Origin of the sequence: Pelosinus baikalensis, from assembly GCF_020819555.1 — a bacterium.
GTDB classification, from domain to species: domain Bacteria; phylum Bacillota; class Negativicutes; order DSM-13327; family DSM-13327; genus Pelosinus; species Pelosinus baikalensis.
Genome location: NZ_JAJHJB010000055.1, coordinates 1 through 22,132, shown reverse-complemented (window position 1 = coordinate 22,132; position 22,132 = coordinate 1). Strand labels below are relative to the sequence as shown.

Genomic DNA, 22,132 nt, shown 5'->3' with positions numbered 1-22,132 from the left:
AGAAACAATTGTTTTGTCCGGTCAAGCGTCTCAGGTCTTTAACAATTTAACGGAAGGTCAAACCTATATGTTCGTTGCAAGTGTCGATTAAAGTTTGCTAGCCGTCTTGCTTTCGAGTGAGGCGGCTACTTTTATTTCATAATAATCGGCAAGCTTGCCGATTTAAAACGTCCCTGGGATGGTACCGCAATATAACAAAAGTTATCCACAAAAATGCCGCCTTGCTCTCATGAGTTTGGCGGCTTTTTTGTGTTGCGCGTCCAGCGAAGCTGGACTGTGCTTATGGGTGAAAGTCCCATACCAGTAACTACCAAGAGGCTGGTTAGCTAATCTCGGTGCGTCGCCGAAATGCGAGGTGCTAAGCGAGAGGATAAAGTACCTGTCTAAACAACAGGGCGAGCGAAGATACAGGCTGTAACATCAAGTGAACTTTGCCGCATCGTTAAAAAGGGCCTCGGTAAACGAGGAGCAAAGAGGGAGCCGAGCTTTGGGCATATGGGCGAAGGCCATGGAAGACGTGAAGAACTTGGAAAGCTGCGTCGAAGAACCCTCCGGTGTAGAGGAGATGGCATGTATCGAAAGTACAGTTCGGAACTGGAGAGACCCTCCCCTGCACGGGAACCCGTAAGAAGAAAGCATATAAGCTAAATGGTGAAATTGCTATTCTGCAGGAAGGGAGTCAGAGGGGTTCATACTACCAATAACCCTATGGACAACAAAACCATAGTGAGGGAAGGAACCCTGCTTCATTCAGGCTTTTAAAGGAGGTAAGAGTGAGTGAATGCCCAAAAGGCTAATAACACCAAAGAAAAAGTTCGACAACTCCAAAGAAAGCTATACCTTGCAGCCAAGATAAACAGCAAGAGAAAATTTCATGCTTTTTACGACAAGATATATCGCGAGGATATATTAAAAGAGGCATGGAAACGAGTAAAAACCAATGGCCCTCAGGGTGGAGTAATTTCTCCTCTGTTAGCTAACATTTACCTTCACTACCTTGATACCATGTGGGAAAAACATGGAAGTCATCTAGGAAAGCTCGTGAGATACGCAGATGACCTTGTGGTCATCTGTAGAACTAAGAAAGATGCCGAACATGCTCTAAAGCTGGTTAGTGCGATTATGGAAAGGTTAGAATTGACGCTTCATCCGGAGAAAACAAAACTGGTATCCATGTGGGACGGAAAAGAAGGCTTTGACTTTCTTGGAATGCACCATCGGAGAATAGTTGCCGAAACTGGAAAAGGTCAAAAATATACCCGAACACACCAGTTACCGAGCAAAAAAGCCATGAATAAAATGCGGGAGGCAGTTAAGGCGGTGCTTGCCAGCAGAACAACGTTGGTGCTGGACGCGAAAACCTTAATTGAAAGATTAAATCCTAAGATTCGAGGCTGGCGTAACTACTATGGCGTAAAAACAGCAAGTAAATGGCTCAATAAAATAGATTGGTACATATTACTGCGGTTTACAATATGGTGGAACAAGAAACGGCAAAAGAGAAGACAACTCTCTGGCATCAAAGATGTCCGACAGTTGTCTAGCAAACTTGGTTTATTAAAACTTGCTGGATAACGAATGCTGAAGGAAGAAGAATGTCGGAAAGCCGTATGAGGGAAAACCTCACGTACGGTTTGATGAGGAGGGGCAGGATTATTTTCTGCTCTTTACTCTATTTTAGATGGGTAATATGATGCACTTTAAAATGATAGTCATTAGATCAGATCAAAACAGGATTGCAAGTAAATACTTAGCGATGAAAGGATGAGAAGATGAGAGTACTTATTGTTGATGATGCCCTTTTTATTCGGAGAACACTTAAAATGATTTTGGAACAAAATGGTTATGAGGTAGTAGGCGAAGCCGGAAATGGTCTAGAAGGAATCCTGAAATATAAAGAGCTTCAACCTGACTTGGTTACAATGGATATAACAATGCCGCAAATGGATGGTTTAACGGCCTTGAAGGCAATAAAAAAAATTGATCCCAGTGCAAAAGTCGTTATGATAACAGCGTTAGGTAATGAATCTACAGTAAAAGAAACAATATTATCTGGTGCTAACGGATTTATCGTAAAACCATTTGTTCAAGAACAAGTCCTTCGTGGGCTGAGTGCCTTCAAATAACAGAAATATGTGTAGAAACGATGCATTGCCGCAGATGGTAGTACTTATGTGAGGGTGATTTAAATGGACAATGATGATAGCAGAGTCCCGATGAGCGATCTTTTTGTTTTCGAAACCAATCAGATGCTTGAGCAACTTGAGAGACTTATTTTAGATGGAGAAAAATCTGGCGGTTTAAAAGCATCCATCAATGAAGTGTTTAGAATTATGCATACCATTAAGGGGTCTGCAGCGATGATGTTGTTTAACGATATTTCATATTTGGCCCACTCCATAGAAGATGTTTTTTATTATCTTCGGGAAAACAAGCCTTTACTGGTGGATTATTCAGAACTAACTGATTTGGTTTTGCAGGCTGTCGATTTTATCAAGGATGAAGTTAGAAAGGTGGAGAATGGAGGAAGTCCTACAGGTGATTGCTCGGAGATTAAAAAAAAAAGTGGAGCTTTTTTATTGACTCTACAAGTGATTGATCCAGCTTTGAAGGATATTTCCTTAAAGTCGCTAGAGCATGAAGAACTCCAGCATGATATAGATGAAAAACCTGTGAGTGAAGGGCAAACGAAATGGGAAGCTGTCATCTTTTTTGATGAAGATTGTGGGATGGAAAATATAAGGGCTTTTACGCTGGTTCACGAACTAGAGGAACTTGCTGAAGACATTGCGTTTTTTCCCAAAGATATCTTAGAAAATGACAGCACATTGGAGATGATTAGAGAAGCTGGTTTCAAGGTGGTGTTCGCTACCGTAAATCCGTCAGCAAGGCTGGAGGAATTTTTTGCCAAAACAATGTTCTTGAAAAACTTTCAGCTAAAGAAAACCATCAATTTGGAGGAGTCGATTGCTAATTCTGCTGTTTCAGATGATTCTAAGCCGCCAAGTTTACAGGAAATATCCCAACGAGGAGAAAGCAAGCATAGTTTTATTAGTGTAAATGTAGCGAAAATGGATATGCTCATGGATCTAGTTGGGGAACTTGTTATTGCTGAGGCTATGGTAACTCAAAATCCAGAACTACAAGGCGTGACTCTAGATAAGTTCTATAAGTCGGTCCGACAATTAAGAAAAATTACAGGTGAACTTCAAGATACAGTTATGTCAATTCGTATGGTTCCCTTATCAGCAACTTTTCACAAGATGAATCGCATTGTAAGAGATATGGTGCGACAGCTTGATAAGCAGGCGGAGCTCCAAATCGTAGGAGAACACACGGAAGTAGACAAAAATATCATTGAACATATTTCTGATCCTTTGATGCACTTAATTCGCAACGCTGTGGATCATGGCATTGAGCCTGCTGAAGAGCGAATCGCTCAAAGAAAAGCAGCAGTAGGCAAGATTCGCCTGGAGGCTAAAAGTGCTGGTGGCGATGTTTGGATTATTATAAAAGATGACGGCGGGGGCTTACATAGAGAAAAAATTTTGAAAAAAGCATTGGAGCGGGGTCTTATACAACAGGCAGACAGCTTGTTAACCGACAAACAGGTCTATTCTTTTATTCTCCAACCTGGATTTTCCACTAAGGACGAAGTTACAGAGTTTTCCGGTAGGGGCGTTGGTATGGATGTGGTGTCTCAGAATATCGAAAAGGTTGGCGGAACTATTAGTGTGGATAGTGTACAGGGCGAAGGGACAACAATGTCAATCCGTATCCCGTTAACTTTAGCTATCATTGACGGCATGAAGGTTAAAGTTGGAAATTCAATCTACACAATACCCATTATAGCGATTAAAGAGTCTTTTCGGCTGCAAGACCAAAATTTGATTACAGATGCTGAAAAAAATGAAATGGTTATGATCCGGGGGCAGTGTTACCCTGTTCTGCGTCTGCACGATCGGTTCAATGTACAACAGACCACGACGGATTTGCGGGAAGGAATCATGGTTATGGTTGAGGTGGATGGCAGAAGTCTCTGCTTATTTGCTGATTCCTTGCTAGGCCAGCAGCAGGTTGTAGTGAAGGCTTTACCTAGTTATATCAAAAAGATAAGAGGGATAGCGGGTTGTACGATGCTGGGGGATGGCAGTGTTAGCTTAATATTAGATGTGGCTGGGCTAGCTTACTGAGGAAAGATAAAGAACTATCAGCAATATAGCAGTGACGAGAAAAAACGGACATTGGTCTCAAAAGGGAAAATACTCCTTGATGACAGTGAATTTGGTAAGTATTAGATTATACAAGAAAGGAGATCTATCATGTCTGAAGTTATTGAAAATGAGGTAGAACTTGAAGAAGATACCCAGAAAGATAAGTTTCTAACATTTTTTTTGGGGGATGAAGTCTATGGCATCGAAATTAAGTTTGTTACCGAGATTATTGGCATGCAATCGATAACTCAAATACCTGACCTCCCTGATTATGTAAAAGGCATTATTAATCTTCGGGGCAAAATCATTCCTGTGATCGATGTTAGATTACGGTTTAAGAAATCGTCTCAAGAGTACAATGATCGAACCTGCATTGTTGTAGTAGAGATAAAGGAAGTTGCTGTAGGATTCATTGTGGATACTGTGGCAGAAGTGCTGACAATCCAAAGTCAGGACATCGTTTTACCGCCTCAGTTCAAGAATGGCAGTCATTATCAAAGGTTCTTAAAGGGATCGGTAAAGTAGACAATGTTGTAAAGTTAATCCTTGATTGTGATAGGCTGTTGAATGATGAGGAAATGAATAGTTTAGAGGAACTTAGTTCTGGACAATCTAATTAGCGGTAAAAAGGCGGGGATGATATGAATTGGTTTCAAGATTTAAAAATTGCTAACAAGCTTATTATTGCGTTTCTGGGTGTGGCGGTGATTGCAGGTATGGTGGGTATGGTGGCTATATTCAATCTGTCTAACTTAGCTCAGGAAGATACGGATTTGTACGAAAATTATACTGTGCCTATGGGGCAAATGGGAGATCTTAGTGAAGTTTACCAAAAGGGCCGGGTAAATTTTAGAGATGCGCTTGTCAGTAAAGATCCAAGAGTCCAAAATGAAAAAATGAAACAGTTTAACGACTCCATAACCCAAATGAAGGCAGCAAGCGGCGAGATTGCAAAAACAATAGGAACCGAGGAAGGCCGTAAGTTACTTAAGAACCTCGATGATGCTCTTGGGCAATATGAGTCCTATTCTAAAAATTTGTTTCCCATGTTCCAAGCAGGTCAGGCGGACCAGGTCAATCAATTAATGCAAACAGAGGGCATTCAGTTAGCAAATACCATTGGTGGTACTCTCGATCAGTTAAGTGCACTAAAAATAGAGTTAGCCAAACAGAAAGCGGCAAATAACAAGGCTGACGCAAGTAAAGCCATTATTATTATGATAACAATGGTTATCACGGGCGTGGGGATAGCTATAGTACTCGGTGTTTATATAGCACGGCTGATTTCCCGGCCGATTAAAGAAATGGTTACTGTTGCAGGCCGAATTGCTGGTGGTGATTTGAACGTTGCAGTTACTGTTAAAACTGGGGATGAGACCGGGGAGCTAGCTCAGGCATTTAATAAAATGGCCGATAATATCAATCGAACCATGAGCAGCATTAACCAAGCAGCAGAGCAGGTGGCTTTAGGGGCCCAGCAAATTGCTGCGTCTGGAGAGATTTTATCTCAGGGTTCTACTGAGCAGGCTAGTTCCATTGAGGAGATTACGGCCTCAATGACGCAAGTAGCCGTTCAGACCAAGCAGAATGCAGTGAATGCCAATCACGCTAACGAACTGGCTGTATCCTCTCAACAACAAGCTACGGAAGGCAATACGCAAATGCAGGCGATGGTTACAGCCATGACTGAGATTAACGAGTCATCAACTAACATATCTAAGATCATCAAAGTTATTGATGAAATCGCTTTCCAAACAAATATTCTGGCTCTTAATGCCGCGGTGGAAGCAGCTAGGGCGGGGCAGCATGGCAAAGGGTTTGCTGTGGTAGCGGAAGAAGTCCGAAATTTGGCCGCTAGAAGTGCCAATGCAGCCAAGGAAACAACGGCAATGATTGAGGGAGCCATCAAAAAAGTAGATGTTGGCACGCAAATCGCCACAGATACTTCTAAAGCGTTAAATAGTATAGTAGACGGTGTAGCTCAAGCGGCAGCGCTGGTTGGTGATATAGCTACGGCTTGCAACGAACAGGCTACAGCTATTTCGCAAATTAACCAGGCGATTACTCAGGTGTCACAGGTTGTGCAAACCAATTCGGCAACGGCGGAGGAAAGTGCTGCTGCCAGCGAGGAATTGTCCGGACAGTCCGAAGTAATGAAAGAAAATGTTGCCAAATTCAAGCTTAAGCAAAGTACTAGTAGCTTTCAAAAGGGAGAAGTATTAAGCCCTGAAATGATGGGGGCAATTGAAATGATGATGGAAAAAAAGCAGCATAAACAAATAGGTGCAGAGGAGAATCGTCAACGGGTATCGACGCCAAAGGGAAAAATCGTTCTTGATGATAGCGAGTTTGGTAAATATTAGTGCTATTATACATATTGAGGACATGATCTACAAAAAACAAAGCAGAAGCCCTCTCAAATTCAAAAACAAAAATCCTTCTTAACGACAAAGAATTCGGCAAGTATTAATTACGGGGTATACTAGAAAGGGCAGGAGACCATGAAAGATATAACGGAACGGGAGTTTACTGAGCTTGTGGGGTTCGTCAAGCAAACCTATGGAATCAACTTATTGCATAAGAAAACTCTGGTGTGTGGGCGCTTGAATAATTATATCGTTCAAAGTGGCTTTCAGAGTTTCTCGGAGTATTTTTCTCATGTAAAAAGTGACCATACGGGTAAATCTGGAGTCATTCTAGTCAATAAACTTACGACCAATCACACGTATTTTTTGCGGGAACCCCAGCATTTTGAATTCTTGGAGCGAGTGATCCTGCCCTATTACGCCGCAAATGAAGCTAGGAAAAAAGATTTGCGGGTATGGAGTGCGGGTTGCTCTACAGGGGAAGAACCTTATACTTTGGCAATACTGATCAACTCTTATTTTGGCGTTAAAAAGTATGGGTGGGATACCAAAATTTTAGCTACAGATATTTCTACAGTCGTGCTGGAACAAGCACAAAAAGCAGTATATGCTAGTACGCAGTTAGAAAAGCTGCCTGAACGCTGGCGAGAGCAATACTTTACTAAGATAGACGCTGAGTCTAGCATAGTAAAGGATTCAATTCGGCAGGAAGTTATATTTCGACGATTTAATCTTATGAACGAAATGTTTCCTTTCAAAAAAAAGTTTCATCTTATTTTCTGTCGAAATGTAATGATCTACTTCGATGCCGAGACCAAGGTAAAGTTGATTAATCGATTTTATGATCACATGGAGCCAGGTGGTTATTTATTCATTGGGCATTCTGAATCGATTAACCGCCACGAAAGTAACTATCAGTTTGTGGCACCCGCTATTTACAGAAAGGTATAGGGATTATGAATAGTAATAAACGGAAGATTAGGGTATTAGTAGTTGATGATTCTATTGTTTTTCGCGAAACTTTGGTAAGGCAAATTGCACGGGATTCTATTATTGAGGTGGTGGCAACGGCATCCGACCCTTATATGGCCAGGGACAAAATTTTAGAGTTGGAACCGGATGTCATGACTCTCGATGTGGAGATGCCGCGGATGAGCGGGATAGAGTTTCTAAAAAAACTTATTCCTCAATATCCCATACCCGTTGTGGTGGTAAGTGCTGTCAGTGGAAGCGTCTTCGACGCTTTGAATGCTGGGGCTGTTGATTTTGTTACCAAACCAGATATCCTAGGTGCTCGGGGCGTAGAGGCCTTTATCAGTGAACTAATTGTTAAAATAAAGATTGCATCCACAGCTAAGGTCGCGGTTTCGAAAAAGAATGTTAGTAGGGTATCCGTCAACCCAAGGATTGGATTAGTGAAACAAAACGGTATGATTGCTATTGGTGCCTCAACAGGTGGGACTGAGGCAATCGCAACCGTAATCAAGGATTTTCCTGCCAATATGCCGGGTACAGTTATCGTTCAGAATATGCCTCCTATCTTTACTGCTATGTATGCTGCACGGCTTAATAGCTTATATGCTGTTGAAGTGAGAGAAGCCAAGAACGGAGACATGATTTTGCCGGGCCTGGTTTTAATCGCCCCTGGTGATTATCATATGAGGATTAAACCCATCCATAATAACTATATGGTAGAATGTGTTAAGGGTGAGAAAGTTAATGGTCATTGTCCCGCGGTAGATGTTCTTTTCCATTCCGTAGCTGAGCATGCTGGCAGCAAGGCTATCGGTGTGGTTTTAACTGGAATGGGCAATGATGGTGCTAGCGGTTTACTGGCCATTCGTAAAGCCCAAGGAAGAACCTTGGGGCAGGATGAAGGATCTTCAGTTGTTTATGGTATGCCAAAGGCTGCTTTTACTATTGGAGCTGTTCAAACACAAGTTCCTCTTAACCTTATGTCACGCAAAATATATGCATTAGTGGACAGTCGGCAGTAATTGTTTTAAAACAGCAAGGAAATGACCAAACTCCTGCAAAGCAAATCAGCTTGCAGGAGTTTGTATTAAATTAAGTGCAAAGCTATTGGTTGGCGTTCAAATTTCACTAGATACCAAAAGCAAAGTACTTTCTTGATCGAAAAAATAAAAGTTCTAAACTAAGCCTAATAAGCGTAAAATAAAGCATTGAGCGTCCTCGCTGAAGCAAGGGCGCTCAGTTTGAAATGTTAGGGGGTTTAGTGGAGAAACTCAACAATAATGCGTAATAATACTAGGAGAACCCAGTCTGAGACGGTTAATCTAAGATGTTTCGTCTCAAAACGCATAATAGTCGCCTCCTATATTCTGTTTGGGGTAGAGGTGATCACTCTACCCCCTATAAATATATGCATGTTTATGGAAATTTAGAAGAATAAATAAAAAAGAGCTCTCCCAAAGGAGAGCTTAGATGGGAGAGAAGTTGTTGAACGACATGAGAGGTCGTCATAAAGTAGTATGTCCGATTCAGAAGGATTATATACAGTTAAGGGAAAGAGAAAGATTGACAGGGGATTAGCGTGGCCAGCAGCCTTGCCAGGGCCAGCAAAACTGTCTGGGAAAACAAGAACGGCGAGGAAAACAGGCAAAGCCGAAACCTAATCCCAGTCCTAAAAGTAATAAAAAAATCCATGACTATACTGATCGTTTATATAGATCTCCGCAATTTTTTTTATTAAGGAGATGGTATTATGGTGATGTTTGGGCATTGGGTAACGAATCTATTTCAGTTTATTGTGATTGTAGGGTTTTTGTTATATTTGTATTGAGTTAATAAATTATTAAGTGAATGATTGCGGGCGTTGACAAAAATGCATTTTACGCCGCTAGAGATAAATAAAAAATCATAATTGACCGTCTTGCCGTATTTGAGTGAGACGGATTTTTTAACTATTTTTTGTACTAGTTTGATAATAATAGGAATTTTTCTATAAGATCATTGATAAAATGTTTTGAGGATGGTATAGAGTGTCATCATCCCTATTGGTAAGGGGGTTTAGTACTTCTTAGCGTAATCCTTATAAAACCACTTATGAAATTGATACCAAATAAACCAGCTGATAAGCCATAATAGATAAGAATGATACCATTTATAGCCGCTGTGATATTCGATTGTATCTGTATAGTGCTCTAAAAAATATTCAGGAATTACCAAGAGTGTTGTCCATAAGAATGCCCATTTAATTCTAGACATGGGAGAATATCTGACCCAGAACATGGCTGCAATCGGTCAGACGGTATTTTGCTGCATAATATATACATTGGAGTGTTAAAAGAAGAGGAAAAATGATGAAGGGGTGTCTTTTAAATGAAAATAACCATTAATGGTGGGCACTATCCAGGTCATGATAGTGGTGCAGTTGGTCGTAGAGGATTGCAAGAAGCAGATATCAATCTTGATATTATGGCAAAGGTCGCGAATTTTCTTCGTGCGGTATCCTATGATGTGCTGGAAGTACAAGTAAATGCATTGCGTCACATTATTGATGCATCAAAAGAATTTGGATCGGATTTGTTTATATCCATACATTGTAATGGATCCTATGATGCAGAGGCACAGGGTACAGAAACCTTTTGCTATACATTGGGGGGAGAGAGTGAAAAATTAGCCGCTTGCATTCAAAATCAAATCATTGATCATTTGGGGACTGTGGATCGTGGTGTGAAAACCGGGAATTTCTATGTTCTGCGCATGTCAGAATGTCCGGCAGTTCTTGTAGAAACAGCCTTTATTACAAACGAAAGCGATGAAGCTCTGCTTGCTGACGAAGTGAAACGTGATGAATTTGCTGCAGCAATTGCGCGAGGGGTTACTGATTATCTCAGTGCATAAAGAAACTAGCGTTTCAGTGACGTTTCAGTTTATCAAAATCGTTGCTTACCATAGGAGCGTAAGCAATAATTTTGATCGTGTTTGAAACTTCTATTCTGACTTTTTCTACATATAGTAGAAGGTGAAGGTGGATAGGGGGAAATCGTGTGGTTAAACTGCATTCTATAATCATAAACTGGCGAAAAGCTTATTTCGCAATTGCGTCTGTGATGATATTTGGCCTGTTGATTGGCGTGCTGGGATTTGAGTACTTAGATGAGCTAGAATTGGCTGCTATTCCAGGTCAGACAGAGAAAGCACCTACAGGGAAAGTAACCATTGTTGTAAAAATATCCGATCGCATTTTAGAATTGCATAATGATGGGAAATTATATAAAACGTATCGCATTGCTGTTGGTAAAAGGGATACGCCGACACCTATTGGCGAATGGATAGTGATTTGGAAGTCTTTTCGATCAGGCGATATTTTCGGGACACGTTTCTTAGGTTTAGATGTTCCTTGGGGGGGTTACGGTATTCATGGTACTAATCGGCCCTGGAGCATTGGTCATTTTATCAGCCATGGCTGTATTCGTTTGCGTAATAACGACATTGAAGAGCTTTTTGAATGGGTGCCAGTAGGTACACCCGTACGGATTGAAGGGAAGATAATCCCCATGCAGCGTACTCTGAAATATGAAGCCACTGGTACGGATGTAGTTCAATTGCAAGTAAAGCTGAAAAAGCTAGGTTATTTGGAAGGAAGAGCCGATGGCTTTTTTAATAGGGATACAGAAGAGGCTGTCAAACGATATCAGCATGATCAAGGGGTGAAAGCAAATGGTATTGTTGATAGAAAAATACTAGAACTTCTAGGTCTTTAGGTTATAATAAAATGCGGATAAAAGTAATAGGAGCGTCCTGCGGGATGCTCCTATTACTTTTTTATCCAAAGATGTAAGCCATGGGGAAATTTCTAAAAATTTAGTAGAAATTCTAAAAAAATAGAAATACTACTAACCTAGGCGCGATATAGAATGTAATGGTATGGGAATGAATTATTCTAAAAATCCAGAAAGTAGCGAGGCGAGATGTTTGGCAATATCCTTTGAGATACTCATTTCTCAGGGGTTTATGATTTGGCATGCTTCTTGCAATTGTATTTATTATCATTTGAATAAAGAGAAAATAATACATTTTATTCAATTATTCTAAAAAACAAGGAGGAAAGTAGATGTTAGCACTTTTAGGTTTATTAACAATCGTAATATTACTGGCAGTAATTATTACAAAACGTATGTCGCCTTTAGTTGCCTTAATTGTAATTCCCATTATAGCCGCATTACTTGGCGGTTTTGGCTTAGGTACTAGTAAGTTTATCATCAGCGGCATTCAGAATATTGCACCAGTAGCTACTATGTTTGTTTTTGCAATTTTGTTCTTTGGTGTAATGGGTGATGCAGGATTATTTGATCCGATTATCAACAGGGTTTTAAAAGCCGTAGGTGCAAGCCCGCATAGAATTTTAATGGGCACTGCTCTTTTGGCTTTACTCATTCATCTTGATGGTTCAGGGGCAGTGTGCTTTTTGATTACGATTCCAGCCATGCTCCCTATCTATGAGAGACTTAAAATGGATAAGAGACTGTTGTGTTTAATGGTATCTATGGCGGCGGGGATTAACTATCTGCCTTGGACAGGACCAACTCTGCGAGCTGCTGCAGCCTTTAAGGTACCAGTTACTGAGGTGTTTACACCCTTAGTTATTCCTCAAATCGTTGGTTTAGTCTACATGTTTACAGTGGCATATTTATTAGGGAAAAGAGAAGCTCGTCGTCTAGGTATTAAAGATGGTGAAGTAACTGACATCGTTTTAACAAGAGAATTAAAGGATGAAGAAAAAGTCCTCAGACGTCCGAAAGTGTTTTGGATCAATGCTGTTCTTGCCCTTGTGGTTATGGGGGTAATGATTGCAGGCATCGTTGATCCGGCACCGATGTTTATGATTGGTACTGTATTGGCATTGATGATTAATTATCCAAAAGTCACAGAGCAAAAGGCTCGTGTAGATGCTCATGCCAAAGCAGCCTTAATGATGGCAAGTATTTTGCTGGCTGCAGGGTCCTTTGTGGGAATTATGAGCGGTACAAAAATGATCACTGCTATGGCTCAGGTGGCTGTTTCCTTCGTTCCTCCTGCCCTAGCACAACATATTCCTTTTGCCATGGGAATTATATCCATGCCCCTTAGTTTAATTTTTGACCCAGACTCCTTTTATTTTGGTGTTTTGCCAGTAGTAGCTGAAGTAGGACAGATGCTAGGTGTTCAGCCTCTTGCTGTAGCGCAGGCCGCTCTTATGGGACAGATGACGGTAGGTTTTCCGGTAAGTCCGTTGACTCCTGCGACCTTCTTAATTATCGGTCTTACGGGAATTGAATTAGGAGAACACCAAAAGTTTTCGATTCCGTATCTTTGGCTGGCTTCTATCATTATGACGATTACTTGTGCAATTGTTGGGGTCTTCCCATTTTAGGGATTTTACGAAAAAATAGAGAGGTGTGATCTTATGGGAACAATTAGAATCGGCTCAGGTGCTGGTTATTCAGGTGATCGAATCGAACCGGCAGTTGAGTTAGTAGAAAAGGGAAATATTCAATATTTAATATTTGAGTGCTTAGCAGAAAGAACCATTGCGATTGCTCAACAAGCTAAAATGAAAGATCCTAATGCAGGGTATGATGGACTGTTAACGCAGCGTATGGAGGCTGTATTGCTCCGCTGCAAGGAAAAAGGCATCAAAATTATAACGAATATGGGCGCTGCAAATCCCATTGCAGGGGCGCAAAAGATCAAAGAGATTGCTCAGCAATTAGGTATTAGCGGGCTGAAAATTGCAGCAGTGACGGGTGATGATGTTGTAGACGTTGTACGGGATGGAGATTACACGATTTTAGAAACAGGTGAAAAATTGTCAACTATAAAAGACAATATTGTTTCTGCGAATGCGTATCTTGGTACAAGACCAATTGTGGAAGCACTTCGTGGTGGCGCGGATGTCATTATTACTGGGCGGGTTGCTGATCCGGCGCTGTTCATGGCACCTTTGCTATATGAATTTAATTGGTCCGAGGAAAACTGGGATATCATGGGCCAAGGCACTGTGATTGGCCATTTACTGGAATGTGCCGGGCAAATCACAGGCGGATATTTTGCAGATCCAGGTTATAAAGATGTACAAGGATTGGCTCGCTTAGGTTTCCCTATTGCTCAGGTGCAGGAAGATGGAACCTTTGTGATTACAAAGGTTCCAGGATCAGGCGGTAAAGTGACTTTGGCGACTTGCAAAGAGCAGTTGCTCTATGAAATACACAATCCAGCAGCCTATATCACACCTGATGTAGTGGCTGATTTTACAGGCGTTCATTTTACCGAGGTTGGGGAAAATGAAATTAAAGTTACAGGAGGAAAAGGACAGCCTAAAACCGAATTCCTGAAAGCTTCCATTGGCTATGTTGACAGCTATATGGGCGAAGGACAAATCAGCTATGCTGGGCCGGGAGCCGTAAATCGTGGAAAACTGGCTTTAGAAATTGTTGAGGAAAGACTTAAGCTTATGGGCGTTCAGTATCAAGAACTTAAATTGGATCTCATTGGTATTGATTCTCTTCATGGCTCTAACCTATCTAAATCGGAACATGAACCTTATGAAGTTCGTGCCAGAGTGACTGGTCGTACGCAAAACATGAAGGAAGCCATTTGCATTGGTAATGAAGTAGAGACTCTGTATACAAATGGTCCGGCAGGAGGCGGTGGTGCTACCAAATCTGCTAAGCAGGTGGTAGCCATGGTATCTGCCTTGGTTCCTCGTTCATTAATAAATTATAAACTGCATTATGAGGTGATCTAAGATGAAATTAAGAGAACTTGCTCACTCACGAACTGGAGACAAAGGTAATATCTCCAATATTTCGGTAATTGCTCATGATCCAGCACAATATCCCATTCTTGAAAAGTATGTTACTGCAGAAATTGTTAAAGAATTCTTTGCAGAAATTGTTAAAGGTGATGTGATTCGCTATACACTTCCTAGCATTGGTGCCCTTAATTTTGTACTTTACAGTGCACTGGGCGGCGGAGTAACTCGCACTTTATCTTTAGATGCTCATGGAAAAGGTCTTAGTTCTGCTCTAATGAATTTAGAAATCCCTCTGGAAGAGTAGCGACAATTAAAATAATAACTGTTGTGATGTAGATGACAACAGACAAAAGACATTTATTGTAAAATAAATGTCTTTTGTCGTACAATAAACAGGATATCAGCGACTAGCTTGTGTAGAATATTGTTGAAAAATGTAACAAAATATCTTTTTAAGGAGTGTAAAATGAATTCAATTAGAACAAAATTGCTTGTGGGTGTTGGTTTACTGATTTCAATATCATTAGGTATATTATGGACTTTTAATTACTGGAACACAAAACAACTGCTAATAAAAGACACTGAGGAGTATATCACCTTGCAGGCTGTAACTACAGGAAACCAAGTTGGTGAATTTTTTTGTTCACGTATTGCAGAGATTTCCTTAATGGCTAATTCTCCTACGATGGTGGAGGGAGATCGCCAAGCTATCATTAGTTATTTAAAAACGGAAGAACAGCGTGAGCAAAAAAAATATATTCGATTCTTTTTCACAGATCAAATAGGGAATGTATTTTATACAGACGGATCAAGTGCAAATATTGCACAACGGGATTATTTTAAAAAGGTTATGGAAACGGGACAAGCGTTTGCCCCTGATCCTGTAATATCGAGGGTAGACGGAAAGCCGATTATAACAGTGGTTTCCCCTATTAAAAAAGGCAATGCAGTAGTGGGGATTCTAGGAGGATCGGTCCCATTAGAAAATGCAGCAAGTGATGTGGTAAAGATTAAGATAGGAGAGACAGGGCGCGCTTTCATTATAAAAAATGATGGTGTGGTGATTGTCCATCCTGAGGCGGAAAAAATAATGAAAGCAAATTTACTGACAGATGAAGAGAGTGATGTCAGTTTGAAAAATGCTGCTGGCAAGATGGTGAAAGGAGAAAGCGGCATTACCCATTATAGCGATAAAAAGATTGATAATTACATTGCTTACGCCCCAGTTAGTGGAACGGATTGGAGTATTGGTGTAAGTGTTCCTGTTGCGGAGGTGATGGGGAAGCTGCAAAAATTTATGTTTTCTGCAGGGATTAGTTTTGTTATTATATTGTTGATATCCATCAGTATTGTTTTCTTTTTCGCTGGGTACTTGGCCAAACCGATTCAAGCATTAAGTGTCTTTGCGAATCGTATTGCCAAAGGTGATTTAACAATGGAAGGATTAGAGATTCATTCGAAAGATGAAATTGGGACCTTGGCAAAGGCTTTTGAGCTAATGGTTAAAAATCTGCGTGATCTCTTAAGAAAAATTGCGCAAACGGCAGAACAGTTGGCGGCATCTTCCCAGGAGTTGACAGCTAATTCGGAACAATCCGCTCAGTCTTCAGGCCAGGTAGCATCACTGATTGTTGAAGTGGCAGCGGCAGCAGAAGGGCAAAAGTCATCTACCAGTGAAATGTTAAAAACAATGGAATTTATGGATGGTGGAATACAAAAGGTGGTTGAGAAAAATAGCTTTATGACAGGTGTTACCGAAAAAACTGCAAGCTCTGCCTCGGAGGGCGATAAGGTTGTAAAAGAGGCCATCCAGCAAATGCAGAACATTGAAGATACAGTGGCAGATTCAGCCCTTGTTGTAGAAGTGCTAGGAGAGCGCTCAAAGGAAATCGGCAATATTGTTGGTGTAATTTCAACGCTTGCGGGACAAACTAATCTTTTAGCTCTAAATGCTGCGATTGAGGCTGCCAGAGCTGGTGAACAAGGTCGAGGTTTCGCGGTAGTAGCTGATGAAGTACGAAAATTAGCTGAGCAGTCTCATCATGCTGCAGAGCAAATTGCTGAATTAATTAAGGAAATTCAAGTAGAAATTGATAAAGCAGTCGCAGCAATGAAGAAAGGGACAGAAGAGGCTGCATTGGGTACAACTGTAATTCATCATGCCAAAGAACGATTTGGAGAAATTACCCATTTGGTAAATGAAGTAGCAACGCAAGTAAGAGATATTGAATGTGAAATCCAAGGTATGGCAAAGAGCAGTGAAAAAATTGTGTATACAGTGCGTGATGTGGATACGGACAGTAGGCGTACAGCTGTACAAACACAGGAAATTTCTGCGAGTATAGAGGAGCAGTCAGCTGCATCAGAAGAACTGGCTGCTTCCAGCAAGAGCTTAGCAATCATGGCAGAAGAACTGCAAGAGGCTGTACATAAATTTACATTCTGATGGTTGTTATAGGTAATTAGTATTTTTGCAAGATAGATGGTTAGAAATAGATTAGGGTTACTAGGAGGGTAGTATGGTTCATGAAGGCCACGATGACTTAAATGATCTTAAACATGTGTTTGCGTCTTCCGAATATGCTGAAAAATGGTATATTCAAATCTTAAATTCTATTAATAATGGTATTTTAGTAGCGGATGATCAGCTGATTGTTCGGTACGTTAATGCGCAATACACTCGTATCACAAGTATTAAAGAAAAAGACATACTCGGGCAGCCTCTTAAAAAGGTCCGTCCAGGTGCTAAGCTTCCCCAAGTCATTGCAACGGGAGAGGCCCTTGTTGGAGTGTATAGGCGTGAAGGAGATACAGAATATGTTGTAGATATGGCTCCGATTATTGTTGAAGGAGCAATTATTGGTGGCGTGTCAGTTGTAAAGGATATTACGGAAGTTCGAAGATTGTCAGAAGAAATAAAGACATTTGCCAAAAAGACGGGTCGTTTAAAAACCCTGGTAGATCGTATTTATAAAGCCAAGTATACATTTGATGATATCATAGGCAGCAGCAGTCCCATTCAGGAAGCTGTACGGGTGGCAAAAAGGGCAGCTCAAGGCAATGCCGATATCTTAATTACAGGAAAAAGCGGCACCGGCAAAGAGCTCTTTGCCCAAGCCATACACAACGCCAGCAATTGTGAATTTGGCCCTTTTGTTGCTTTAAATTGTGCTGCAATTGCTCCTTCTTTAATTGAAAGCGAATTGTTCGGTTATGAAGAAGGAGCTTTTACGGGAGCAAAAAAAGGTGGCAGGGTTGGCTTATTCGAAATTGCAAGTGGTGGAACGATTTTCTTAGATGAGATTGCAGAGCTGAATCTGGAAGTTCAGGCAAAATTATTACGTGTATTGCAGGAGCGGTCTATACGGCGTGTTGGTGAAACCAGTGAGGTTTCCGTTGATATTCGGGTGATGGCTGCTACCAATAAAGATTTATATCAGATGGTGCAAGACGGCAAATTTCGTGCCGATGTTTACTATCGCCTGAATGTGTTAAATGTACATTTGCCGCCGCTTGCAGAAAGAGGGCAGGATATTATTTTATTAGCCAATCAATTCTTCCAATTTTATTTTCAGAAGATTGGCAGGACCTTTGAGGTGGATAAGCAGATCCTAAAGGCATTATTGCACTATTCATGGTCTGGCAATGTACGGGAACTGCGTAACGTGATTGAATACGCTGTCAATATGTGTGAGGATAATGTAATCACGACTCTTCATCTGCCTAAATGGTTTAAAGTGGATGATGAAGCAAGAAATTCGATCCATTCCTTGTCCCAGATGGTCCAGGAATTTGAAAGAAGAACGATACAAAATGCCATTGCCCATTATGGAACGAGTGTAGAGGCGAAACAACGGATTGCCAAGGAGTTGGGGATTTCTGTTGCTACCCTTTACAATAAAATCAAAGTAGAACCGATATCTGATGACAAATAAGTTTCTAATTATTAAGAAAATCAGAAGAAAATTTCTTGATAATTAGAAAGGTTCTAAAGGTGTTTTTGCCAGAGGTATTTGCTGTAGAAATGCAGCGATTGCGATTTGTTTAGCCCCTGGATAAGAACGACTAACATCCAGGTGGAGTTAAAACTCCATTGTCGATCAAGTCTTCTTTATAAAAAAATAGAAATAAGTGAAGGAGCCATTTCTTATGGCTCCTTTACTTATTGGTATAGAGGGGTTGGCATGATTTTTGCAATTAGATTAAGCTACAAGAAGTGATGGGATGAACTGCTTTTTAGTTAAAGGAGGAGCACGGGATGAGTAAGGTTATAAGTCAAGAAGAACTAGTTTCCCTTTTTGAAGATAAGGAGACAGTCATGATGGGCGGATTTATGGGGGTTGGAGCACCGACATCCTTAGTCCGCATATTAGTAGAGCAAGGTGTGAAAGATCTTACGCTGATTACCAGTGATACAGCTACACCTGATACAGGTGTAGGACCACTAATTGTAAACCGGCAGGTGAAAAAGATTATTGCCTCGCATATTGGGACAAATCCGGAAACTGGCAGGCAAATGATCGCTGGCGAGACCGTAGTTGAGCTTGTACCCCAGGGGACTCTTGCGGAAAGAATTCGAGCGGGTGGTGCTGGTCTAGGAGGAATTTTGACTCCTACAGGGTTAGGGACAGTGGTGGAGGAAGGCAAAGAAAAATTGCTGGTCAATGGTAAAGAGTATCTCTTGGAATTGCCTTTAAGAGCCGATATCGCTTTGTTGAAAGCATATAAGGCTGATAAAGCTGGCAATTTGATATATCGTCAGTCGGCGCGGAATTTTAATCCGATTATGGCTTTAGCTGCAGACTTGGTGATTGTGGAAGTGGAAGAAGTGGGAGAGCTTAAGCCGGATGAAGTAATGACTCCAGGGATTCTTGTTGATAAAGTTGTCTGCTGCGGGAGGATTTCGTAATGAAAACATACAGTGCAAAAGAATTAATCGCTTGTAGAGTGGCTGGAGAAATGCGAGATGGGGATGTAGTAAATTTGGGAATTGGTTTACCTACACTCGTTTCTAATTATTTACCAGAAGGCATCAACATAACCTTGCAGTCAGAAAATGGTTTTGTCGGACTGGCTCCTGTTGGCAGTGAGGTCGATCCTGATTTAGTGAACGCTGGCGGGAAACCGGCAGGCATTTTTCCAGGAGGAGCTACTTTTGATAGCTTCATGTCTTTTGCCTTGATTCGGGGTGGTCATGTAGATGTGACTGTGCTCGGTGGATTGCAGGTTGATCAGAATGGTAATTTGGCAAATTGGATGATCCCTGGGAAAATGGTGCCAGGCATGGGCGGTGCTATGGATTTAGTAGCTGGAGCGAAGAAAGTAATTGTTGCCATGGAGCATACAGCAAAAGATGGGGCAGCAAAAATCCTTGAAAAATGCAGCCTTCCTTTAACAGGTAAAGGGGTTGTATCTTTAATTGTTACAGAGCTTGCTGTAATTAAAGTAACATCGGAAGGATTGCAGCTAGAGGAGATCTCACCTTATACAACCGTGGAAGAGGTCATTGCCAAGACAGAGGCAAAACTTATCATTCCCGATCATGTTGGGGCGATGAAGGGCTTAGAGCAATTAGAAAAATAAGTATAAGAACAGGATTCCTTTATGAAATAAATCGTAATACGGGTTTATATAGAAAAATTACAAAAGGTGGTTGGTAAAATGAAAGAAGTTGTAATTGTGAGCGCAGTTCGTACTGCAATTGGTGCTTATAATGGCAGTCTTGCGAATGTTTCTGCTGTAGAACTGGGAGCATTGGTCATTAAGGAAGCGATTAAAAGAGCTAATATCGATCCATCACAAGTAAGTGAAGTCATTATGGGCAATGTGCTGCAGGCTGGATTAGGGCAAAATCCTGCTCGTCAAGCTGCTCTTAAAGCAGGGTTGCCGATTCAGGTTCCTGCCTTGAGCCTTAATAAGGTATGCGGTTCTGGTTTAGAAGCTGTGAATTTGGCAGCTCGGACTATTTTAGCTGGCGATGGGGATGTGGTAGTAGCCGGTGGTATGGAAAGCATGAGCAATGCTCCTTATTTACTGGAAAAAGCACGGCGCGGTTATCGGATGGGGCATAGTGAATTAATTGATTCCATGATTAAGGATGGTCTATGGTGTGCCACAAATGATTATCATATGGGTATTACTGCAGAAAATGTAGCACAGCAATATGAAATCACTCGCCAGTTGCAGGATGAGTTAGCAGCCAGCAGCCAGGAAAAGGCACTAGATGCCATTCTGAAAGGTCGTTTCGAAGATGAAATCGTCCCTGTAGTGATTCCCCAGAAAAAAGGCGACCCTATTGTTTTTGCCACCGATGAACATCCCAAAAAAGGAACTACCGTTGAGAAATTAGCAGCATTACGTACTGCTTTTAAGAAAGATGGCACTGTAACAGCAGGAAATGCTTCCGGTCTGAATGATGGAGCTGCTGCATTGGTTGTGATGTCCTTGGATAAAGCGAAGGAACTAGGTCTTACACCAATAGCTCGTTTTGTTTCTTCTGGTTCTGCTGGCGTTGACCCCAGTATTATGGGGATCGGACCTGTGCCTGCGACGCAAAAGGCACTGGTTAAAGCGGGACTGACAGTAGCAGACTTGGATTTAATTGAGGCGAATGAAGCCTTTGCCGCTCAATTTCTAGCAGTGGGTAAGGAATTGGGTTTTGATCAGAGCAAGGTAAATGTAAATGGGGGGGCTATTGCTCTTGGACATCCAGTGGGTGCGAGTGGTGCCAGAATTTTAGTGACACTGTTATATGCCATGAAACAAAGAGATGCGAAAGTGGGCTTGGCAACACTATGCATTGGCGGGGGCCAAGGCGTAGCAACAATCGTCGAAAACATGTAATATACGAGTGGCTGCCATATTTCCAATGCAGCCACTCGTTTTTTTATAGAAATTATAAGTTTAGGGGAACGTTGAACACAGAGGACACAGAGTTTGCAGAGAGCACAGAGGTTTTTAACTCTATTTCATCTTTTCTCAGTGTTCTCTGTGCCTCTGTGGTTCGGTTCACTTTATATGTTTTAAGGACGCGCAGTATTTTTTATTGATGATAACTACAATCTTAATGTAATTGTTATGCTCATCCTTTGCCTGTTGACAGCTGCATATAGAGTTGTTTTCCGAGAGAGCGCTATATTCTTTAGAAGGACTTTAGTGTATAATGGTGAATAAATACTATAGTGTCATATACAAGAGTGGTTATTTTGATAACACTTGTATATTGGCTTGATATAAGGATAAAAATATGGAATGTCTATAGTGAGAGGAGAGATTTTTTATGCAAATAAAACGTGTTGATTCAACTATTAATACAAATAAACTGCAAGAGTCGAAGGAATTCTATATGAAGCATTTTGACTTTCAATTAGTATATGAAAGTGACTGGTACATAGAATTAATTGCACGGGACTTGCCGACAAATGGTATTAGCTTTACATTACCCCAAAGAGAAGAAGGCGAGTTCTTTAATGGAAAGGGTTTAATTATTTCCTTCCAGGTGGATGATGTAGATGCTGAATATAAGCGGCTAAAAGAAGAAGGCGTCATTATATATCAAGAGATGCAGGATAAGCATTGGGGTGAAAGAAGCTTTGTAGTGAATGACCCAAATGGTATTCATCTATACATTTATACACCAATTTCCCCAACGCCCGAATACCAAAAGATTTATGATTCTTTTAAAAAAGATTAAAGAATTGAAAAAAAAAAGCAGCCGCTTTTGAAAAGTGGCTGCTTTTTTAGGTGCGCCCAGCATGGGCGCTTACTAGTCGGTGAAAGTCCGATACGGG

Annotated in this window: 19 protein-coding genes; 18 read left to right on the top strand and 1 reads right to left on the bottom strand. The window is 41.1% G+C overall.

The window, feature by feature from the left end:
* Nucleotides 1-777: 777 nt before the first annotated feature.
* The 7 genes from LMF89_RS26400 (at nt 778) to LMF89_RS22975 (ending at nt 8,577) form a co-directional block, all read left to right on the top strand.
* The gene (locus LMF89_RS26400) at nt 778-1,575 is read left to right on the top strand and encodes a reverse transcriptase domain-containing protein (protein ID WP_229537132.1); all 798 of its coding nucleotides are present in this window, start codon (nt 778-780) and stop codon (nt 1,573-1,575) included.
* A 197-nt stretch (nt 1,576-1,772) separates the two neighbouring features.
* Nucleotides 1,773-2,126, top strand: coding sequence for a response regulator (locus LMF89_RS23000; protein ID WP_229537131.1), 354 nt, complete (start codon nt 1,773-1,775; stop codon nt 2,124-2,126).
* A gap of 63 nt (nt 2,127-2,189) precedes the next feature.
* On the top strand, nt 2,190-4,193 hold the full coding sequence (locus tag LMF89_RS22995; protein WP_229537130.1) for a chemotaxis protein CheA: 2,004 nt from the start codon (nt 2,190-2,192) through the stop codon (nt 4,191-4,193).
* Nucleotides 4,194-4,322: 129 nt separating this feature from the next.
* Nucleotides 4,323-4,739, top strand: coding sequence for a chemotaxis protein CheW (locus LMF89_RS22990; RefSeq protein ID WP_229537129.1), 417 nt, complete (start codon nt 4,323-4,325; stop codon nt 4,737-4,739).
* Between the two features lie 116 nt (nt 4,740-4,855).
* The gene (locus tag LMF89_RS22985) at nt 4,856-6,577 is read left to right on the top strand and encodes a methyl-accepting chemotaxis protein (RefSeq protein ID WP_229537128.1); all 1,722 of its coding nucleotides are present in this window, start codon (nt 4,856-4,858) and stop codon (nt 6,575-6,577) included.
* Between the two features lie 138 nt (nt 6,578-6,715).
* Nucleotides 6,716-7,531 (top strand): CheR family methyltransferase, encoded by an 816-nt coding sequence (locus tag LMF89_RS22980; RefSeq protein WP_229537127.1) that lies wholly within the window; start codon nt 6,716-6,718, stop codon nt 7,529-7,531.
* 5 nt (nt 7,532-7,536) lie between these two features.
* Entirely contained in the window at nt 7,537-8,577 is a 1,041-nt protein-coding gene (locus LMF89_RS22975) for a protein-glutamate methylesterase/protein-glutamine glutaminase (protein ID WP_229537126.1), read from the top strand.
* A gap of 1,033 nt (nt 8,578-9,610) precedes the next feature.
* Here LMF89_RS22975 and LMF89_RS26085 read toward each other — a convergent pair.
* Nucleotides 9,611-9,832, bottom strand: a complete 222-nt coding sequence (locus LMF89_RS26085; RefSeq protein WP_304622624.1) for a CBO0543 family protein — start codon at nt 9,830-9,832, stop codon at nt 9,611-9,613.
* 90 nt (nt 9,833-9,922) lie between these two features.
* Here LMF89_RS26085 and LMF89_RS22970 point away from each other — a divergent pair, with 90 nt between their 5' ends.
* The 11 genes from LMF89_RS22970 to LMF89_RS22920 all read left to right on the top strand — a co-directional run bounded on the left by LMF89_RS22970 (nt 9,923) and on the right by LMF89_RS22920 (nt 22,035).
* Complete coding sequence (locus LMF89_RS22970) at nt 9,923-10,447, top strand: N-acetylmuramoyl-L-alanine amidase family protein (protein WP_229537125.1); 525 nt, start codon at nt 9,923-9,925, stop codon at nt 10,445-10,447.
* 146 nt (nt 10,448-10,593) lie between these two features.
* Nucleotides 10,594-11,310, top strand: coding sequence for a L,D-transpeptidase family protein (locus tag LMF89_RS22965; protein ID WP_229537124.1), 717 nt, complete (start codon nt 10,594-10,596; stop codon nt 11,308-11,310).
* Nucleotides 11,311-11,660: 350 nt separating this feature from the next.
* A complete protein-coding gene (locus tag LMF89_RS22960; RefSeq protein ID WP_229537123.1) occupies nt 11,661-12,959 on the top strand; it encodes a CitMHS family transporter in 1,299 nt (432 codons plus the stop codon).
* Nucleotides 12,960-12,992: 33 nt separating this feature from the next.
* Complete coding sequence (locus LMF89_RS22955; RefSeq protein ID WP_229537122.1) at nt 12,993-14,333, top strand: acyclic terpene utilization AtuA family protein; 1,341 nt, start codon at nt 12,993-12,995, stop codon at nt 14,331-14,333.
* 1 nt (nt 14,334) lies between these two features.
* Nucleotides 14,335-14,646, top strand: a complete 312-nt coding sequence (locus LMF89_RS22950) for an AtuA-related protein (RefSeq protein ID WP_007958583.1) — start codon at nt 14,335-14,337, stop codon at nt 14,644-14,646.
* Nucleotides 14,647-14,808: 162 nt separating this feature from the next.
* A complete protein-coding gene (locus LMF89_RS22945) occupies nt 14,809-16,788 on the top strand; it encodes a methyl-accepting chemotaxis protein (protein ID WP_229537121.1) in 1,980 nt (659 codons plus the stop codon).
* A gap of 73 nt (nt 16,789-16,861) precedes the next feature.
* A complete protein-coding gene (locus tag LMF89_RS22940; protein ID WP_229537120.1) occupies nt 16,862-18,277 on the top strand; it encodes a sigma-54 interaction domain-containing protein in 1,416 nt (471 codons plus the stop codon).
* A gap of 323 nt (nt 18,278-18,600) precedes the next feature.
* Nucleotides 18,601-19,251, top strand: coding sequence for an acetate CoA-transferase subunit alpha (atoD, locus tag LMF89_RS22935; protein ID WP_229537119.1), 651 nt, complete (start codon nt 18,601-18,603; stop codon nt 19,249-19,251).
* Nucleotides 19,251-19,925 (top strand): 3-oxoacid CoA-transferase subunit B, encoded by a 675-nt coding sequence (locus LMF89_RS22930; protein WP_229537118.1) that lies wholly within the window; start codon nt 19,251-19,253, stop codon nt 19,923-19,925. The genes atoD and LMF89_RS22930 overlap by 1 nt, the downstream gene beginning before the upstream one ends.
* Nucleotides 19,926-20,003: 78 nt before the next feature.
* Nucleotides 20,004-21,185, top strand: coding sequence for an acetyl-CoA C-acetyltransferase (locus tag LMF89_RS22925; RefSeq protein WP_229537117.1), 1,182 nt, complete (start codon nt 20,004-20,006; stop codon nt 21,183-21,185).
* Nucleotides 21,186-21,621: 436 nt separating this feature from the next.
* A complete protein-coding gene (locus LMF89_RS22920) occupies nt 21,622-22,035 on the top strand; it encodes a VOC family protein (protein WP_229537116.1) in 414 nt (137 codons plus the stop codon).
* The last annotated feature ends 97 nt before the right edge of the window (nt 22,036-22,132 follow it).

Coding starts and splice junctions, on each gene's coding strand:
- LMF89_RS23000 (WP_229537131.1), top strand. CDS start 1,773: ATGAGAGTACTTATTGTTGATGATGCCCTTTTTATTCGGAGAACACTT.
- LMF89_RS22995 (WP_229537130.1), top strand. CDS start 2,190: ATGGACAATGATGATAGCAGAGTCCCGATGAGCGATCTTTTTGTTTTC.
- LMF89_RS22990 (WP_229537129.1), top strand. CDS start 4,323: ATGTCTGAAGTTATTGAAAATGAGGTAGAACTTGAAGAAGATACCCAG.
- LMF89_RS22985 (WP_229537128.1), top strand. CDS start 4,856: ATGAATTGGTTTCAAGATTTAAAAATTGCTAACAAGCTTATTATTGCG.
- LMF89_RS22980 (WP_229537127.1), top strand. CDS start 6,716: ATGAAAGATATAACGGAACGGGAGTTTACTGAGCTTGTGGGGTTCGTC.
- LMF89_RS22975 (WP_229537126.1), top strand. CDS start 7,537: ATGAATAGTAATAAACGGAAGATTAGGGTATTAGTAGTTGATGATTCT.
- LMF89_RS26085 (WP_304622624.1), bottom strand. CDS start 9,832: ATGTTCTGGGTCAGATATTCTCCCATGTCTAGAATTAAATGGGCATTC.
- LMF89_RS22970 (WP_229537125.1), top strand. CDS start 9,923: ATGAAAATAACCATTAATGGTGGGCACTATCCAGGTCATGATAGTGGT.
- LMF89_RS22960 (WP_229537123.1), top strand. CDS start 11,661: ATGTTAGCACTTTTAGGTTTATTAACAATCGTAATATTACTGGCAGTA.
- LMF89_RS22955 (WP_229537122.1), top strand. CDS start 12,993: ATGGGAACAATTAGAATCGGCTCAGGTGCTGGTTATTCAGGTGATCGA.
- LMF89_RS22950 (WP_007958583.1), top strand. CDS start 14,335: ATGAAATTAAGAGAACTTGCTCACTCACGAACTGGAGACAAAGGTAAT.
- LMF89_RS22945 (WP_229537121.1), top strand. CDS start 14,809: ATGAATTCAATTAGAACAAAATTGCTTGTGGGTGTTGGTTTACTGATT.
- LMF89_RS22940 (WP_229537120.1), top strand. CDS start 16,862: ATGGTTCATGAAGGCCACGATGACTTAAATGATCTTAAACATGTGTTT.
- atoD (WP_229537119.1), top strand. CDS start 18,601: ATGAGTAAGGTTATAAGTCAAGAAGAACTAGTTTCCCTTTTTGAAGAT.
- LMF89_RS22930 (WP_229537118.1), top strand. CDS start 19,251: ATGAAAACATACAGTGCAAAAGAATTAATCGCTTGTAGAGTGGCTGGA.
- LMF89_RS22925 (WP_229537117.1), top strand. CDS start 20,004: ATGAAAGAAGTTGTAATTGTGAGCGCAGTTCGTACTGCAATTGGTGCT.
- LMF89_RS22920 (WP_229537116.1), top strand. CDS start 21,622: ATGCAAATAAAACGTGTTGATTCAACTATTAATACAAATAAACTGCAA.